Origin of the sequence: Arcanobacterium phocae, assembly GCF_900105865.1 — a bacterium.
GTDB classification, from domain to species: Bacteria; Actinomycetota; Actinomycetes; order Actinomycetales; family Actinomycetaceae; genus Arcanobacterium; species Arcanobacterium phocae.
In genome coordinates this window covers 557,116-573,073 of sequence record NZ_LT629804.1, presented here as the reverse complement: position 1 = coordinate 573,073, position 15,958 = coordinate 557,116, and the positions used below count along the sequence as shown (strand labels likewise).

Genomic DNA, 15,958 nt, shown 5'->3' with positions numbered 1-15,958 from the left:
AAGGGTACCCTGTTTTAATTCATGTTCATCTCCCCAAAGTCCCGCGTTATTTCTTTGGGTGTGGTGGAGGTTCGTGGGACAATACTTTTATGGACTTTATGACGTGGGCACACAACGTAGCTTCAGCTCATCCGCAGCTTCAAGACGCGATTGTGACAACAAATGACGAATGGCTAGATATCCTATTGTCTGATGGGCGTTCTTTTCGTTTTCGTCCCGGGGCGCTAATCCGCCAAGATTCCCCTGAGTCCACGCGTACCGATATCCTCAACCGACTCCTCACCATCGGCATTGAGCAAGCGGTTCCCCCGGCTACCCCTACCAATACGCCAGAGATATCACCGCATCCTAGCCTGATGAACACTGACCACGGAACAGATACGCTTCCGCTTGCGCCAGAACCAGACGAGGATGAGGACGACGGCGAACCTCGCCTCCTACCTATCGTTGATGCTGCCCCGTTCTTCCTACATTCGCATCACGACGGCGATTCCATCGTCTACTTACCACTGACGGACTTCATCGCCGTCGGGCTAGTTAATGACACCAAGAACTATGAACGTCCCATCTACTATTCGCATTTAGCAGATAGTATGCGTGACGTTGGCGAAGTCATGAGTGAAGCAGTCATGAACCTCCGCTCTTTTACTGGGGAGGAACGGCACATGATTGAGATGGGTGTTGCCACCATCGGCAACGGGCAAGTCATGTCTTTCATGAAACCCGAAGGCTACCAGCTTTCCTGGTGGTGCGACGTAGAGATGATGCATAAGATCTCTGAACACATCACCGCTGATCGGCCCGGCGATATTCCACTCTTCATCCCGATTTCTCGCACCCAGTTCTATATCGTTTTCGCGGACGATCCGCATCTGATCGACGTCGTTAATGCTCTACTCGAAACTAGCGACACATCCACGATGGTTTATCCGTTGCCACACACTCTCGCCGCTGACGGCTGGCGCGAATGGGTTCCTTTCCCAGGAGACGAGCTCTCTCAGGCACTTAGTCAGCTACGAACCCAATACCGCCAAGCAATCTATAATGCCCAAGTCGATCTTATGAATCGTTGGGGAGACTTCGGCAGTCTGAAAAGCTACCGCATCACCCACATACCAACTGGCGAATCTGTCGGCCTAGCCGCCTGGGATGCCACCGATGGTCACGGCTCGGTTCCAGACACAGACATGATCACCTTCACTCGGCAAGCCTCCCCACACCCGTGGGAAGACGCACCTGAATTATCGATCACTCTCCGGTCACACGTGGCACGCGAAATATGGTCAGATGGTTTCGAACGCGACCCAGATGCGTGGCCACCGCGCTGGAAAATTACCGGATTCCCCGATGCTGACACCATCGAGCAGTTACGCCGAGCAACCGATCGCGAGTTCTAGACCACGCTCTTAGATATCGCGCTTGTCGTAAAACCGGCCCAGAGTCTCTTCCTTAAACTCCCAATATGTTCCCGCCTCCATATGGTGACGGATATCGTCAACGAGCTTGATTGTGAAGTACTCGTTGTGGATAGTCGTCAACGTATTCACAACCATTTCCTTCGCCTTAAACAAGTGATGGAGATAGGCCTTCGTGTAATGCGTACAGGTGTAGCATTCACACCCGTCAACCAGCGGAGTAAAGTCACGCCGATGCCGCGCACGGTTAACATTAAACCGGCCATCTGGCGAATAGATCGCCGCATTGCGCGCCACCCGGGACGGATTAACGCAATCAAACGTATCGATCCCGTTTTCCACCCCAACAAACAAATCGTCAGGTTCCGAAATACCTAGCAGATGACGTGCCCGATCCTCCGGAAGCTCCTCATTCACCCAGCCCACAATTGTGCCCAGGTTTTCCTTCTCTAACGCACCGCCAACACCGAATCCATCAAAACGCTGGCCATCGATCTCCATATTCCCCAGATCGCGTGCCGCTTTACGGCGCAAATCCTCATATTGAGCGCCCTGAATCACGCCGAACAACTGCTGATACGGCTTACCCTCGCGCTCTTCGGTGAGCTGTTTATGCGCCCGCAAACACCGCTGTGCCCACAACCGGGTACGCTCCAAAGCCTCTTCTTGATAACCACGCGAATTTAACAAGGTTGTGAGCTCATCGAAAGCAAAAATAATATCCGCACCCAGCTCATGCTGAATACGCATCGAAACTTCCGGCGTAAAACGATGCTTCGAACCGTTCAAATGCGAACGGAACCAGACGCCGTCGTCGTCAACATTAGCGAGACGTTCTTTCTTTCCCGCAACCTGACCATCAACATGAGCCTTGCCGTTAAACTCTTCCGAAAGAACTTTCTTGAAGCCAGAGCCCAGGCTCAACACCTGAAAACCGCCCGAATCCGTGAACGTCGGTCCGTGCCAGTTCTCAAACGCAGCAACGCCACCAGCCTCGTCAACAATGTCCGAACCAGGCTGCAGATACAGATGATAAGCGTTAGACAACAACGCCTGCGCACCAATCTCCCGCATCGTTTCCGGAAGCACCGCCTTCACGGTCGCCTTCGTCGCAACCGGGATAAACGCCGGAGTCTGAATATCGCCATGCGGCGTGTGAATCGTGCCAGTACGGCCAAGATGACCTTCAAGCCGGGTCTTAATATCAAACATGTTCTTCTCCCTCAAAGCTAACTATTAGCCCTGCACATCAATTGCAATAACAGTAGAGCCATCGGCTACCGAAATCTCTTGCGTCACTGGATAACTACTGCCGTCACTAACGCCAATCGTCTGCCCCGGCAACAAATAACTATCACCCATCACAATATAGTTAGCCGTGTTTTCGATAAAAGCAGCCGTCTTCTCAAGAGCCGGCCCGCCGGTAACTTCCACATCTAAATGACCAAACAACGGCAAACCCAGCGTGCGAGCCCGGCTCGTCGGCCCGTCAGCCAACCGGATATTAATCCACAACGGAAGCGGTGCTTGCCCAGAAGTCAAGGATTCCGCGAGTGCTTGAACCATCTGCGGCGGATGGATCACCCCGAGCTCATGCCGGTATACCCCGATCGCGGCCGGCTCACACATCAACGCATCGGCTACCTGAGTGTAAGCAATATGTGCTGATACCATTCGGTGCCGGCGCATCAGCTCAGGCGCATTATCGCCATGGAGCTCTTGTTCCCCGGCAAGCGTACCTTCAACCATCCCAGCCAGCGGCGCATAGAAGGTCATCGCCACATGGGTATGATGTTCTGGTAGCTGGCCTTTATCTATTTCGAGCTGGCCAGTAACCGGAGTGATCATCACTTGGACACCTTGTAGCCGGAACGTCAGGAGTTCCCCGCTGAGCCCGCCAGTAGCTGCCGCATCCACACTCACCCATTGCGGGTCCACATCTTCGCCCCACACGTCACGGATTCGCTGCATCGCTGCTCCCACATCGATAGGAGCAGAGAACAAAGCGGCCGCAGTGAGATATTCGGGTGCGGTTGGATGAATAGCGTCGATTTCAAGATGATTCATACGATAATTCTACGGGAGCTTCATTGGGAAGACGGTCTCAGCACTGCTGCTGTGTTGCGGACTTCGATCAGTTGCGGGACAGCTTCCGGTATTGCGCGTCGAACACGATCCCACACTTGCTGTTTGGTTGTTGTCAGCGCACCTTCGGGGATGAAGGATTCGACGTCGAAACGTGTCACTTCAATCAACGACATTCCACTGCGGAAGGATACATATTTCGCGTCTTTAATTACTGCCATAACTACAGAAGCCGAATAAAGAGCGTCACGCTGCACATCTTCTTCAGTCAAGTTTGTTTTTCGGAGATTAATATTGATACCTTGGTCTGCAATTCCGATATTAACAATCCTGTCGTTTAATGGCAGTGTACGCATAAGCGCAAACGTATTGGCCTGATCACCAATATAATCGGACACATAAATGCGCGAATCAGCAATATTGTGAGTGCGGTATGACAGTGTAGATTTTGGTTCGCTATCCATCCGAAATTGCTTGCTCGATACCAAACGATAGACGCCCCAGAATGCGGCCGAAACGATAATTACAACAATGACCAAACTAGCGATTGTACGCCAATGAGAAAAACCAACCCTCATGCTTGTCAAAATACCACCTTTCCGTTGCGAGCCGTAAACTGAGAAGTGTTTATCGCGCTTAGCCATTGGAAGGTATGATTATGTCGGTTCCGTTTATTGTTGGCGCTTACGCCTCGCTACCTGCAACTTTGCCGGAGCAAGAAGAATATTATGCAACGTTAGGCGCACAGTCATGGGTTGACGGACTAGAAATTCCGTTCCGTAACGCGATCACTGACGATCCGGCTTGGTTCGCAGCCCAGCTCCCCGACCATTTCCACGTCAACGTTTTAACCCCTATTCCGGGAACGATGCAACGCGTCAGCTCCGATCCCACTTTTGGATTGGCTTCGCCTGACGACGCCGGACAGGCTACCGCCCTCGATTTCCTCCTCAACGCTTCGTGGGCGATCAAGGAAGTCAACGATGCTGCCGGTCGGCAAATCTTTACCCACGTAGAGTTACACTCAGCCCCAACAGGAAACGCACACCTCGATCCTTTCTTACATTCGCTAGACATCATTTCACAGTGGGATTGGGACGGCGCTCAACTCGTCATCGAGCATCAAGACGAATTCATCCCGGGACAGTTGGCACAGAAAGGGTTCCTGAGTTTAACCGATGAAATCCAGGCAGCAACTGAACGAAATATGCCTATCGTGATTAACTGGGGACGGTCAGTTATTGAAGGCCGGAGTACCGATACTCCACTAGCGCACATCCAACAAGCCGGCGCGGCTGGCGTTCTCGGCGGTGTTATTTTCTCGGGAGCACACAGTAAAACCAACAGTTTCGGCCCAGCTTGGAATGATGACCATATGCCGTTGCATGACGATGAACCATCGTCATTAATGACGGTTCAGAATGTCGCTACCGCCGCCAACGCCACCCGGCAATATCCTGTTAACTTCCTCGGAGCTAAGGTCAGCATTCGTCCCGAGGTGTCGTTATCTACTAGGCTGGACATGATCCGTCGAATTGCGGCGGCAGCCCGGGTAGAGACCGGTTCGCAGATAGGTTGAATTGATGAACCAACGTAAAGTAATTGCTTCACTTGTTGCCCTACTAACTGTGGCAGCACTCGTTATCAGCATGATTGTTGCCGGAGTTTTTTCGTCTAAAACTCCGGCCGCTCCGAAGGCAGATTCGTCGTCGTCAACCAGCGAACCACAAAAACCAGCCGAACTTTCCCCAGAAGTAAAGAAACTCATCGAGCAACAGCATCGCCTCAACCCAGATGATCCGCGTGCACTCGGTTCGCTTGACGCACCCGTCGTAATCGAAATGTATTCCGACTATCGTTGCGGACACTGCCGAGACTGGTCACTAAAAACTCTGCCTGAACTCCAAAGTTTCATTGACGACGGCACGGTTCGCATCGAATACAACTCACTACCAATTCTTGGCGACGAGTCGGTACTTATTGCGCAAGCGTCCCACGCAGCCGCGCTACAAAACAAATTCTGGGAATACCACCACGAACTTTTTGCTAACCCGCCAGAACCAACTGCCGAAGCCCTCACTGAGCTAGCTGGAAAAGTTGGAATGGACACTGACAAATTCACTGCCGATCTGCAATCCGAAGAAACCGTGAAAGCAGTGAATGAGGAACGCACCCACGGCCAGGCCCTTGGTATTTCGAGTACGCCGTCATTTATCGTTGGCTACTCGTTCCTTGCCGGCGCCTACCCTATCGATCAGTTTAACCAGATCATTAACGCAGAACTTAAACGCCCAGAAAATCAGAAGTGAATAAGGATTCCTATGTCATTCAAACGGTTTATCGCGCGAACATTTCAACGGTTTTCTCGTTGGACAATTGATGTGGACACGTTACCGCCAAAGGCTGTAGTGATCGGTGCACCACACACCTCGAACTGGGATGCGCTCTACATGCTCATGGCATTTTGGCACGCGGACCGCAATCTTCGATTCCTCATCAAAAGCTCGTACATGCGTCAGCCAGTTGGCTCTTTTATTCGTGCGGTAGGCGGCGTAGGCGTCGATCGTAATTCGTCACATGGCATGGTCCACAACATTGTTGAACATGCACAATCTGTTGAACACTTTGCTCTCTGCGTGGCGCCTAAAGGCACTCGTGGACACCGTGACACCTGGAAATCCGGCTTCTACTATATTGCATTAGAAGCTGGCATCCCGGTGGTTTTCGGCTTCGTCGATTCGGCAACCAAAACGTATGGCTGGCGTGGGTCAATGATGCTCACCGGAGATGTCGCAGCGGACATGGCAAAGATTCGTGAGTTTTATGCCGACAAAGTTGGCATCCATCCGGAGCTAACCTCAGTTCCACGGTTGCGTGCCGAAATTGAAGAAGGAGAAATAAACCAATGACTCATCTTCGATCTGGTTTTAATATTCCCGAACTAGGATTCGGAACCTATCAGGTTACACAAAAAGACGCAGCCGACCTAGTCCAGCAGGCTTTTGCCATCGGATACCGTCATATTGACACGGCACAAATGTACGGCAACGAAGATGGGGTGGGCCGGGCAATCGTCGAATCCGGCATTCCACGCCAGAGCCTTTTTATTACCACGAAGCTCGACAACCCGAACCATGAACCCGAGCAGGTCTACACTTCCTTCGCTCAGTCGCTGGCAAAATTGCGTACCGATTACGTAGATTTGTTTTTGATGCACTGGCCACTGCCGATGCATTACGACGGCGATTTTATGCAGACCTTTGCCACGATGGAGGACCTAGTAGCTGAGGGTCATCTGCGTTCAGTTGGTGTCTCGAATTTCCAGATTTCGCACTTGGAGCAGTTGGTTGCCGCCGGCACTGGGGTTCCGGTGATTAACCAGATAGAGATTCACCCGTATTTCCAGAACCGTCAGGTGGTTGAATACTGCCGGACTGCCGGAATTGTGGTTGAGTCGTGGTCGCCGTTGGGCCGGGGCAAGGATTTGTTGGATCCGGTTATTATCGAGATCGCGAAAAAGCATGACGCCACCCCGGCACAGGTTGTGTTAGCTTGGCATCGTTTGGAAGGTTTCGTGGCGATTCCGAAAGCGTCGAGTTTGGCTCGTCAGCGCGAGAATTTCAATTCGTTGGGCGTGGTTTTGGACGACGACGATCTGGCTGCTATCCGCGCTCTTGATCGCGGCGAAGACGGCCGAATGGGACCAAACCCTGACGTATTCGCGAAGATGTGATGATGGTCAGTGCGCACGAGGCTTTCGAGCCGGCATTGGAGTTTGTGCGCCGGCATCTGCTCAGCGACGAACGCGTAGTAGACGGAAAAACTGTTAGTGCTAGCTCACGCCGGTACCGGTTTGAGCATAGCCTTCGGGTGGCTCGAATCGGGCGGTTAGTAGCACAGGGCGAAGGGCTTGACGAACATCTTCTCGCATTGGGATGCCTACTTCATGATGTGGGCAAGTTCGATGCCCAACGTCCAGTCGATCACGGCCGGGCGGGCGCCCTTTCGGCAAATGATTTTTTGCAGGAATTAGGACTCGCCGATAGCCAGCGTCTCGAAATCGTCCAAGGCATTGCGATGCACACGGATGATCTGTGGAATCCACGTCCGGATGATGAAGGTACGTGTTGTGATAGCACTGGGCGGCCATATCTCGTATTCGATCACGAACCAAGCGTTTTGGCACAATCTATCGGAGACTGCGACAATATTGATCGGTTCGGGGCTTACCGAGTAGCGGATACTCTCAAATATGTGAAGTTCTTGGAATTATCCACAGATCAGCAACGCTCGTGGCTCTCGTCTTACCAAACGAAACTTGATCGGCTGTGGGAACAGGAATGCTCCACTGCTACTGCTACGCGGTTGTGGCGTGAAGCAGTGGATGTGCAACGTGCATTCTTTGGCCGGCTAGCTACCGAGGTGACAGCTTAATAATCTTCTGCGGCCGCATAGTTCGCAAAGCGCGTGAGCGAGCCTTGGAATTCGAGCTCGATATCATCTGCGGTTGGGCCGGAACGGTTCTTACCCACAATGATTTGCGCTGGCGGAAGCGCACCCATTTCGTCCCGGTCTTTCGGCCGGTTAATGAGGATAACGACGTCGGCATCCTGCTCGAGCGAACCGGATTCGCGCAAGTCCGATACTTGTGGTTTCTTAGAATCTCGCCGTTCGGTTTCACGGTTGAGCTGGGCGATCGCAATAATAGGTATCTCCAGTTCTTTTGCAAGAAGCTTGATGGAACGGGAAAATTCGGAGACTTCTTGCTGGCGTGATTCGGGACTGCGTCCACCTGAGGTGAGCAGCTGCAGGTAGTCGATCACAATGAGCTCGATTTTTTGTTGCTGGCGCATTCGGCGGGCTTTGGACCGAATCTCCATCATGGTGAGATTCGGGGAATCGTCAACATAGAGCGGAGCAGACGCTACTCGTTCCAAGGTTCGCGAAATACGTTCCCAATCACGCTGTTCGAGTTCACCAGCGATGAGTTTCGAGAGCCAAACCTCTGATTCGGCAGCAAGCATACGCATTGCTAGTTCGTTGCGGTTCATTTCGAGGGAGAAGAATGCAACTGGTTTGCCATCTTTAATCGCGATATGACGGCAGAAGTCCATCGCAAGCGTTGTTTTACCCATACCTGGGCGGGCGGCCACAATAATCATCTGGTTCGGGCGTAACCCTAGCAAAACTTTATCTAAATCGTGGAAGCCAGTAGCTAATCCGGCTAGTTGGCCGTCACGTGCAGAGTTCAGTTCGAGTTCTTCCACAAGCCCCGGAATAATCTCATAAAGCGAGGCGTAATCGTTGGTAGTTTTCGTGTCGCTCATGGCATACACTTCGGACTGGGCAAGGTTGAGGAGTTCGGCTACATCCCCGCCGTCAGTTGTGTAGCCCAGCTGTGCGATTCGTGTTCCGGTTTCAACCAGCCGTCGCAACACAGCTTGATCGTGGACGATTTGTGCATAATACGAGGCATTAGCAGCAGTTGGAACAGCTGAAACGAGATCATGGAGAACTGCGCGTCCACCTATTTGTTCGAGTTTTCCTTGGCGTTGTAGTTCGGCGGCTACCGTGATGGCGTCTGCAGGCTGTCCCGCACCGAAGAGGTCAAGAATCGTAGTGAAGATTGTGGCATGTGCTGGACGGTAAAAGTCTTGTGCATCAAGCATTTCTAGCACGTCAGCTAATGCGTCTTTGCTGAGCATCATGCCGCCCAAGACGGAACGTTCAGCCTCAATATCGTGTGGCGGGGTACGTTCGAATTGGGAATTTGACATATCACTCACGAGAATTCCTTACGGTGTTCTTCTATTTGCTGGTAGTTCACAGGTAATTATGGCGCATTTTGCGCCCATATGCTGGTGTTATCCACATTGATTAATACCCTATGCACCTAACTTACCCACAGCCCTGCGATTACTTTAACTATTACTGTGGATAAATAAGGTGGATTTGTGCATAACTCTGAGGATAACTCAATAGGTTATCCACAGGTTTTCACGATGTTATCCACTACAGTGGAGAATTATTCAAAATCGGCTGGAAATCCGCGATTGTTTTTTCCACTATTGTGGATAACCTGCGATTATCTTCTTTATCGTTGCAAAAGTTAACCACAACTAGATGTCAACCACTTTAACTATCGGTGTGTCTTGATCCTACTTGTCATATCCAACAATCAATATTACACTTATATCTGAAAGTTCGAAATAACAGTACAGTGTAGATCAATAACCATTGACGTAAGCTTGGAAAGGATAAATTCATGTCCACAACATGCGTTGATAATAAGATCACGATTAATGAACAGCTCCTGCAACAAATTCGTCAGTTACCTCATAACAACGATTCTTATGTTTCACAAAACAATCCTGCGGCAGATGCCTTCGCAGGATTTCCCCAAGAAATTGCCCATCTATTACAGAAAATACTTGAATCACTTAAGAATAACGGGCAAGTGACAGTATCAACATTACCGGAGATACTCTCATCTACGTCTGCCGCTGAACTTCTTGGAATTTCACGGCCCACTCTCATGAAGCGGGCAACAAGTCATGAAATCCCGTCTTTTAAAGTCGGCACTCACACACGGTTTAGGCGAGAAGATATTCTTGCTATACGCAAGCAGACTTTGAAAACTCAAGCTCAAGCACTCGCCCAACTTCACGAATTCTACGATAACGAGGGCTCTATCTTCGACGATTAAGCCTAAATGGACCACGCTATAATATCAAGCATGGTCCATTTAGTTTTTCTCGATGCTAACATCTTACGCAGTCGTTGCCTCATGGATTGGCTTTTTCATCTTCATAACGCTGCGCATGGAATGTTCTCGCTACAAACCTCACAAGATGTGCTCAACGAAGTTTGGTATACGACACGTCGAGACTACCCGAAGGAAAGCGACGAGATAATTAAGAAACGAATAGACCTAATACGCAAGCTTATCAATGAAGTCCTCGAAGACAGTTTTGACAGCAAACTTGAAAGTTTTACTGGCACCGATCAAAACGATTATCATGTTCACGCCGCTGCGATTACTGGGTCACCAAAAAGCGTACTAACACTATCGATATATGCACCAAACTCAAACAGGCAGGTTGTCCAAAATTTGCTTCTTTTGTCCTACTGTACCTAGGTGGAGAACGAAACATATAGCGCTATTATGCAAAAATCCAATTCTTAGCTATTTCACTTAATACTAAGGTTTGTCATTTTATACTCATATTTTCAGATATAAGGAACTGTCGTGGCTAATAACGACCTACCCCATGTTGATTCATCTATTCTCCGACTAGCATTGCCTTCTCTGGGAGCCCTCCTAGCTGAGCCCCTCTTAGTTGCGGTAGATACCACGATGATTGGCCGCCTTCCAGGCGTCTCCCCCCTTGCTGGTTTATCGTTAGCATCCACGATCCTGACCACCCTCGTAGGTCTGTGCATTTTCCTCACCTACGCCACCACGGCAGCAACGGCACGGTCAGTCGGTAGCGGGGATAAGAAACATGCTTACCGTCTTGGTCTTGACGGCATGTGGCTCGCCGTCGGAATCGGCATCATTTTAGGTCTCGTTCTATTCTTTGCTGGCGAGATAATTATTGGCTGGTTCGGTCCGTCGTCGTCGGTATCAAACCAAGCCCAAGCCTATCTGCACGCAAGTTCTTGGGGGCTACCCGGAATGCTCCTCGTGCTCGCAGCGACCGGAACCTTGCGCGGCTTCGGCGACACAAAAACGCCGTTCGTCGTCGCAACTGCTGGTGCGCTGGCAAACATTCCGCTCAACGCGTTCTTAATCTACGGGCTAGGCTTAGGAATCGTCGGCGCAGGACTCGGCACAGCAACTGCACAGACACTTATGGCAGGTGCACTGACGTGGATAATCGTGAGCCGAGCACGGCACTCCGGAGCGGCCATTATTCCGTCTGGCGGTGGGGTGCTACGGTCCTTGTCTGAAGCAGTCCCGCTTATTATCCGGACTGTTTCGTTGCGCGCGGCAATCCTCTTACTGATTGCGGGCACGTCCGGGCTGGGAGCGATCGCGCTAGCAACAAATCAGATCGTGATGACACTCTGGAACTTCATGTCCTATGGTTTAGACTCACTCGCAACAGCCGCCCAAATCCTGGTTGGGCAGGCGCTTGGGTCAGGTGAGCCGGCCCGTGTTCGCCACATTTTAGACCGATGTGTGCTGTGGGGACTGTGGGTTGGTGTGGGCCTCGGCGTGATTATGGTAGGACTTTCTTTTGTGGTCCCGTGGATTATGAGTGGCGACGACGACGTTCGTGCCCTTTCCAGGACTGTCCTATGGGTAGCTGCTGCGGCCTTGCCGTTAGCATCATTAGCTTTCATGCTCGATGGGGTTTTGATTGGTGCTGGTGATACGCGCCGGTTGGCATGGTACATGCTCATTACGTTGGCTGCGTTCGCTCCGATTGCCGGTGCAGTTTTGTGGTGGCCGGAATCCTTTGGACAGACCTGGGGAATGGTGACGCTATGGCTGGGCTATGGTGGCGTGACTATGGCTGTTCGTGCTGGCACGCAGTTTGCTCGTACTCGTGGTACCGCGTGGATGCATTTGTAGATACGTTTGCCTGCTGATTGTTGGTGCAAGAGAGGGCACGAACGGTTCGTGCCCTCTCTTATTTCGCGTCTGTTACATTATGCCGCTATGGAGTTCAGCTGTGTTGGCGACGACGGAGTGCAACAACTGCACCAGCTAGTGCACTTCCTAAACTCAACACTGCGAGAGTATGAATCTGAATACCCGTCTTCGCTAAATCAGATCCAGCTGCTTTAACAGTTGGCTTCTGTGGTTTGGCATCCGTATCTGCATGCTTCTGTTCTGTTGGGTTCGGATTTTTCACTCCAGGTTTATCTTGGGGCGCGGCAGGAACAGCTGGGATTAGTTTTGTCCAGGGTACAGAGCACTTGAGCTTTTCGCGCGTCGGTGCTGTCCATGACCACTGTACTGTTGCTTCTGGCACGAAATGGGCACCGTCAGCTGGGGTAGCTTTAACAACGATGGTTTGACCATAGTCATAGACAAACTTTCCTTCATCGTTCGGTTTAATGCCTTTTCCGTCAACAAAAACTGTGTACTCTACACCCTGTTGCTCCGTTACCGTTGCAAATGGCTTGGTTGAGCAGGCTGCTGGATCGTCAGCTTTCGGATCAACAAACATCGGAGATTCCGGAGTTAGTTTTTGTTCTGGCTTTGCTACTTCTTTGACTGTCACCTTGAGAACCAATTTGGCAGCAGAACCATCCGGGTAAGTTACATCTACATGTCCTGTTAAATCCCCTGGCTTAGTATCAGCAGTTGGCATAATAGTAAGCTTGCCGTCGGTTTCATCAATGGCTATAAAATCCGGAAGATCAGCTGAAGCGAACTTTGTTCCCGTAGGTGCTGGAATTATTTCTGAGTCGGTTATCCTCAGCTCTAGAGTCTCTCCTTGCGAAACTTCGACATCACTATAAGCTAGATCTAACACATCCGCATATTTCGGTTCGCTTTCCTCTGGTTGGGATGAAACCGAGGTAACCTCGCCATTTTTAATAACAAATTCTTGTTCCGTCACATTGCCTGCGGTATCGGTCAAACGAGCGACAATTGTTCCGTTGTCAGCTGGCAGATCACGCCATTTCACAATCGAGTCTGTCTTTGGCGCATACCCGAATTTTGCTTGGGTAGTGTCTCCACGAACATGAGTGGAAATCTTTGTTAGCTTGCCTGAACCATCTTTCCAGCTAACTTCAAGTCCTGCCCAGTCTGGCGTTGAAGGATTAAAGAACCGATAGACTTTCTTTCCTTGTTCCTCCTGAATCTTTAGGTCACTGATCGGCATCGGACGAGCTAAAGTATCAGCCGTTTCGCCGTGAACGGTTAATCCCAGTGGACTTCCAACCGGCGTTAGTGTCACGTCTACTGGATAACCCTCAGAAACCGGAATATCAATCGTTGCATGCTGATCAGCGCACGAAACGATCTTATGGAAATCTGTCAACATCCCTTGTGCACGATCAGCAAGTTGAGCAAAAATGACACACCGTTCGGCAGTAACTGCAGTATTTTTCCACGTCACAGTCAGGTTCTTGTCCCCATCAGCAAAAACTCGAAGCGGTTCATGTCCAGAAATAACATTATCTCCGACATGAACTTCGGTGACAGCCTTGCTCGCAATTTTTACATCACTCGGCAAACCAGCCATCGTAAACTTCACTTCTGCTGGTGCTGATAGCTGTCCATCTTTACCGATTGCTTGTACCCGGTAGACGACGTCGTTATGTGGTGCATTCTTGATGTAGGCAAGGTTTGTAAATCCCTTATATAAATGGCTTTCAACACCGTTTTCGAGAGCACTTACTCGATAGTTGACAACATCACCGTATTCAGCTTCGTCCCAACCCAGTACAAGCTGACCATCCTCATAGACATGGTCGATATGAATATTTTTAGGGGCCTTCGGCGCCGGATCACCCGCATTCACTGATAGGGCTCCGAGATTGAGTTGATAGTTTTGAGCTTTTTCGAACTTTAGATTGATCGAGGTTAACGTTTTGCCAGCATAGCTGGCAAGATCTATGTTCTGAACGGACCAAGTTTCCTTATTAATATCGGTAAGTTCAACATCAACTGGGTTTTGTTCGTCCTTGAATGTTAGCTCAACATATACTTTGCCAGCATCTCCAGAAACTTGACGAGTAACAAGATTGAGCTTTGATTTTGTGTTTATTTCAAGTTGTGTCTTGTACAGACCGAAAGTCGCTTCTTTATTACTCGACCCATGGATTGCTAACGAGTTTCCCCCGTTATATGCTCCAATTGGAGTGAATGGAATTTGAGCTGCACTAGATCCGTCTTTTTGCACTCGGGTTTCTTGGTTTCCCATATCCCAGTCTGCAGTTAGCGTAGCGTTACTGTCCTCGGTTTTTACTAGCCACTGCCATGACGGAAGGATGTCTTGGGAATCCATATTCGCCCATTGCTCATTACCGGTTTTAACTCCATCAGTCCACCAGCTTAGACCACGGCCAATATTGAAACTACTGGCAAAGGAATCCCCTTTAATAACTGAACGAGCCGGAGTGAAATCAGCTACTCCACCCCACTTCATTGTCTGAGTATTAGTTACATCAGAAATATCTTCATTCTTATTAAATCCACTCTTTAGTGGATTGTTCGAACCACCAGAGAAATAGAGGCGCTGGCGTGCGTCTACCATCCATTGGAAACCATCACGCTGATGCACTGGATCATCAGCTTTGCTCAAATCGCGGAAATCGTCGTCGAGCCCCCGATGATAATAATCCGACGGAGTAAACAGCGCTATCGATGCTTTTGGAGAATGGTTTTCATCACTGACGTACAGCTCCGGGACGCTGGAGGCTGTGTTATGACGATTATCAAGCCTTCCCTGATTCGCTTCGACGCCGAAGAACAAATCGTGGTGTGGATCGTATCCGCCCGCCGCAGCTCCAGCAATTGTGTTATTTGCGCTTCCAGCCCATCGATAATTCAGGAATACGGAATTCATGATCTCGTTTTTCCCGGTACCCAGCCATGATGATTTTGTTTGATCCCAGTAGGATGAACTGTTGGTGTACCACTGCGTATATAACCCATGATCGGTCAAGTATTTCATGAATGGGCGAAGTTCATCTTCAGAAAGATTAGTCTCTTCATCATTTAAGAAATAGCCGTCATAGCCATAATATTTCGCTATCTCAACGAGCTTCTTTGCAGTCTTATACTCGCCATTCTCATCTTTTTCAAATGCCTCATGAAGAGTAAGAGCTGGCCGAAATGCAGGATCAAAGTAAATAGTAGCAATGGACTTGACGCCATTACGATGTGCCGCATTAGTCCAAGCAGGATTTGGGATATCAACGATTCCGAATTCAAATCCACGCCGCTGCCATGCGCTAGTCTTTGGATCATAGAGTGCTCGTGGGGTACCTATCGATGCACTACCATGCCACGGGCTCCAATAATCAGCATACTGCCAGAATTGCAGAGTGTGCTGGTTAGCGTCATTGTTTGCGCGGAAATTATCAAAAAAGGAGTTTCCGTAGTCTCCTTGCATTAACATAATTTCTGCTTTCCCATCCAGACTCTGATGGGCTTGCGTGGATGGGTCATGTTGAGTGCGTTGTTGGAGTGGAATATCTGAACGCATAAATGCTGCAAATGGATCAGTTTGCGGGCTCCAATCACGAACATCTTGTAGTCGATGCCCCATATTCTTCGGTTGTGCGCTCCCAAGGGACTTTTCATCTTTGTTATATACAGTATCTGCAGCTTGTGCTGACGTTGCTATTACGCTAAAACTTAGTGTGGCCGCAAGTGAAGACGCGATAACACGTGCGGTTATTTTAGTGGAACGTCGCTGGCTTTCTTTCTTGTGCATACTTGATCCTTTCGTCATTGAATATCAAGCTCACGTTAAGCACACCACACT

General features: G+C 50.0%; 13 protein-coding genes. 8 read left to right on the top strand and 5 right to left on the bottom strand.

Translation table 11 applies throughout. The annotated features are described in order from the left end of the window. Nucleotides 1-89 precede the first annotated feature (89 nt). Nucleotides 90-1,397 carry a hypothetical protein gene (locus BLT51_RS02450; protein ID WP_091279499.1) on the top strand — a complete coding sequence of 436 codons (1,308 nt, stop codon included), beginning with the start codon at nucleotides 90-92 and terminating at the stop codon, nucleotides 1,395-1,397. A gap of 9 nt (nucleotides 1,398-1,406) precedes the next feature. Here the strand turns inward: BLT51_RS02450 and tgt are convergent, their stop codons facing one another. The 3 genes from tgt to BLT51_RS02435 are packed head-to-tail and all read right to left on the bottom strand — an operon-like array spanning nucleotide 1,407 to nucleotide 4,039. Next, nucleotides 1,407-2,627, bottom strand: coding sequence for a tRNA guanosine(34) transglycosylase Tgt (gene tgt / locus BLT51_RS02445; protein WP_091279496.1), 1,221 nt, complete (start codon nucleotides 2,625-2,627; stop codon nucleotides 1,407-1,409). A 24-nt stretch (nucleotides 2,628-2,651) separates the two neighbouring features. Then, nucleotides 2,652-3,482, bottom strand: a complete 831-nt coding sequence (locus BLT51_RS02440) for a DUF4261 domain-containing protein (protein WP_091279493.1) — start codon at nucleotides 3,480-3,482, stop codon at nucleotides 2,652-2,654. A gap of 20 nt (nucleotides 3,483-3,502) precedes the next feature. Beyond that, a complete protein-coding gene (locus tag BLT51_RS02435) occupies nucleotides 3,503-4,039 on the bottom strand; it encodes a DUF4825 domain-containing protein (protein ID WP_172801302.1) in 537 nt (178 codons plus the stop codon). 119 nt (nucleotides 4,040-4,158) lie between these two features. Between BLT51_RS02435 and BLT51_RS02430 the strand changes: the two genes are divergently transcribed. From BLT51_RS02430 to BLT51_RS02410, 5 genes are read left to right on the top strand one after another with little or no spacing between them, the layout of a single operon-like run. After that, nucleotides 4,159-5,079 (top strand): DUF4862 family protein, encoded by a 921-nt coding sequence (locus tag BLT51_RS02430; protein WP_157672864.1) that lies wholly within the window; start codon nucleotides 4,159-4,161, stop codon nucleotides 5,077-5,079. A 4-nt stretch (nucleotides 5,080-5,083) separates the two neighbouring features. Continuing rightward, nucleotides 5,084-5,809 (top strand): DsbA family protein, encoded by a 726-nt coding sequence (locus tag BLT51_RS02425; RefSeq protein ID WP_091279487.1) that lies wholly within the window; start codon nucleotides 5,084-5,086, stop codon nucleotides 5,807-5,809. A gap of 12 nt (nucleotides 5,810-5,821) precedes the next feature. Continuing rightward, on the top strand, nucleotides 5,822-6,409 hold the full coding sequence (locus tag BLT51_RS02420) for a 1-acyl-sn-glycerol-3-phosphate acyltransferase (RefSeq protein ID WP_091279485.1): 588 nt from the start codon (nucleotides 5,822-5,824) through the stop codon (nucleotides 6,407-6,409). Then, nucleotides 6,406-7,233: an aldo/keto reductase gene (locus BLT51_RS02415; protein ID WP_091279482.1), complete on the top strand. Its 828-nt coding sequence runs from the start codon at nucleotides 6,406-6,408 to the stop codon at nucleotides 7,231-7,233. Before BLT51_RS02420 ends, BLT51_RS02415 begins: the two co-directional genes overlap by 4 nt. A gap of 2 nt (nucleotides 7,234-7,235) precedes the next feature. After that, nucleotides 7,236-7,934, top strand: a complete 699-nt coding sequence (locus BLT51_RS02410; protein WP_172801301.1) for an HD domain-containing protein — start codon at nucleotides 7,236-7,238, stop codon at nucleotides 7,932-7,934. On the opposite strand, the gene dnaB is transcribed toward BLT51_RS02410, so the two are convergent. Beyond that, nucleotides 7,931-9,277: a replicative DNA helicase gene (dnaB, locus tag BLT51_RS02405; protein WP_172801355.1), complete on the bottom strand. Its 1,347-nt coding sequence runs from the start codon at nucleotides 9,275-9,277 to the stop codon at nucleotides 7,931-7,933. The two genes, BLT51_RS02410 and dnaB, sit on opposite strands and share 4 nt — an antisense overlap. Nucleotides 9,278-9,765: 488 nt before the next feature. On the opposite strand from dnaB, the gene BLT51_RS02400 reads away from it, so the two are divergent. Then, nucleotides 9,766-10,206, top strand: coding sequence for a helix-turn-helix domain-containing protein (locus tag BLT51_RS02400; protein ID WP_091279476.1), 441 nt, complete (start codon nucleotides 9,766-9,768; stop codon nucleotides 10,204-10,206). Nucleotides 10,207-10,749: 543 nt separating this feature from the next. Beyond that, nucleotides 10,750-12,081 carry an MATE family efflux transporter gene (locus BLT51_RS02390; RefSeq protein ID WP_091279472.1) on the top strand — a complete coding sequence of 444 codons (1,332 nt, stop codon included), beginning with the start codon at nucleotides 10,750-10,752 and terminating at the stop codon, nucleotides 12,079-12,081. Nucleotides 12,082-12,175: 94 nt separating this feature from the next. Here the strand turns inward: BLT51_RS02390 and BLT51_RS02385 are convergent, their stop codons facing one another. Then, complete coding sequence (locus BLT51_RS02385) at nucleotides 12,176-15,907, bottom strand: endo-beta-N-acetylglucosaminidase (protein ID WP_172801300.1); 3,732 nt, start codon at nucleotides 15,905-15,907, stop codon at nucleotides 12,176-12,178. Nucleotides 15,908-15,958 lie beyond the last annotated feature (51 nt).

Bases quoted from the DNA above. Each gene is read 5' to 3' on its own strand.
- BLT51_RS02450 (WP_091279499.1), top strand. From the start codon at position 90: ATGGACTTTATGACGTGGGCACACAACGTAGCTTCAGCTCATCCGCAG.
- tgt (WP_091279496.1), bottom strand. From the start codon at position 2,627: ATGTTTGATATTAAGACCCGGCTTGAAGGTCATCTTGGCCGTACTGGC.
- BLT51_RS02440 (WP_091279493.1), bottom strand. From the start codon at position 3,482: ATGAATCATCTTGAAATCGACGCTATTCATCCAACCGCACCCGAATAT.
- BLT51_RS02430 (WP_157672864.1), top strand. From the start codon at position 4,159: ATGTCGGTTCCGTTTATTGTTGGCGCTTACGCCTCGCTACCTGCAACT.
- BLT51_RS02425 (WP_091279487.1), top strand. From the start codon at position 5,084: ATGAACCAACGTAAAGTAATTGCTTCACTTGTTGCCCTACTAACTGTG.
- BLT51_RS02420 (WP_091279485.1), top strand. From the start codon at position 5,822: ATGTCATTCAAACGGTTTATCGCGCGAACATTTCAACGGTTTTCTCGT.
- BLT51_RS02415 (WP_091279482.1), top strand. From the start codon at position 6,406: ATGACTCATCTTCGATCTGGTTTTAATATTCCCGAACTAGGATTCGGA.
- BLT51_RS02410 (WP_172801301.1), top strand. From the start codon at position 7,236: ATGGTCAGTGCGCACGAGGCTTTCGAGCCGGCATTGGAGTTTGTGCGC.
- dnaB (WP_172801355.1), bottom strand. From the start codon at position 9,277: ATGTCAAATTCCCAATTCGAACGTACCCCGCCACACGATATTGAGGCT.
- BLT51_RS02400 (WP_091279476.1), top strand. From the start codon at position 9,766: ATGTCCACAACATGCGTTGATAATAAGATCACGATTAATGAACAGCTC.
- BLT51_RS02385 (WP_172801300.1), bottom strand. From the start codon at position 15,907: ATGCACAAGAAAGAAAGCCAGCGACGTTCCACTAAAATAACCGCACGT.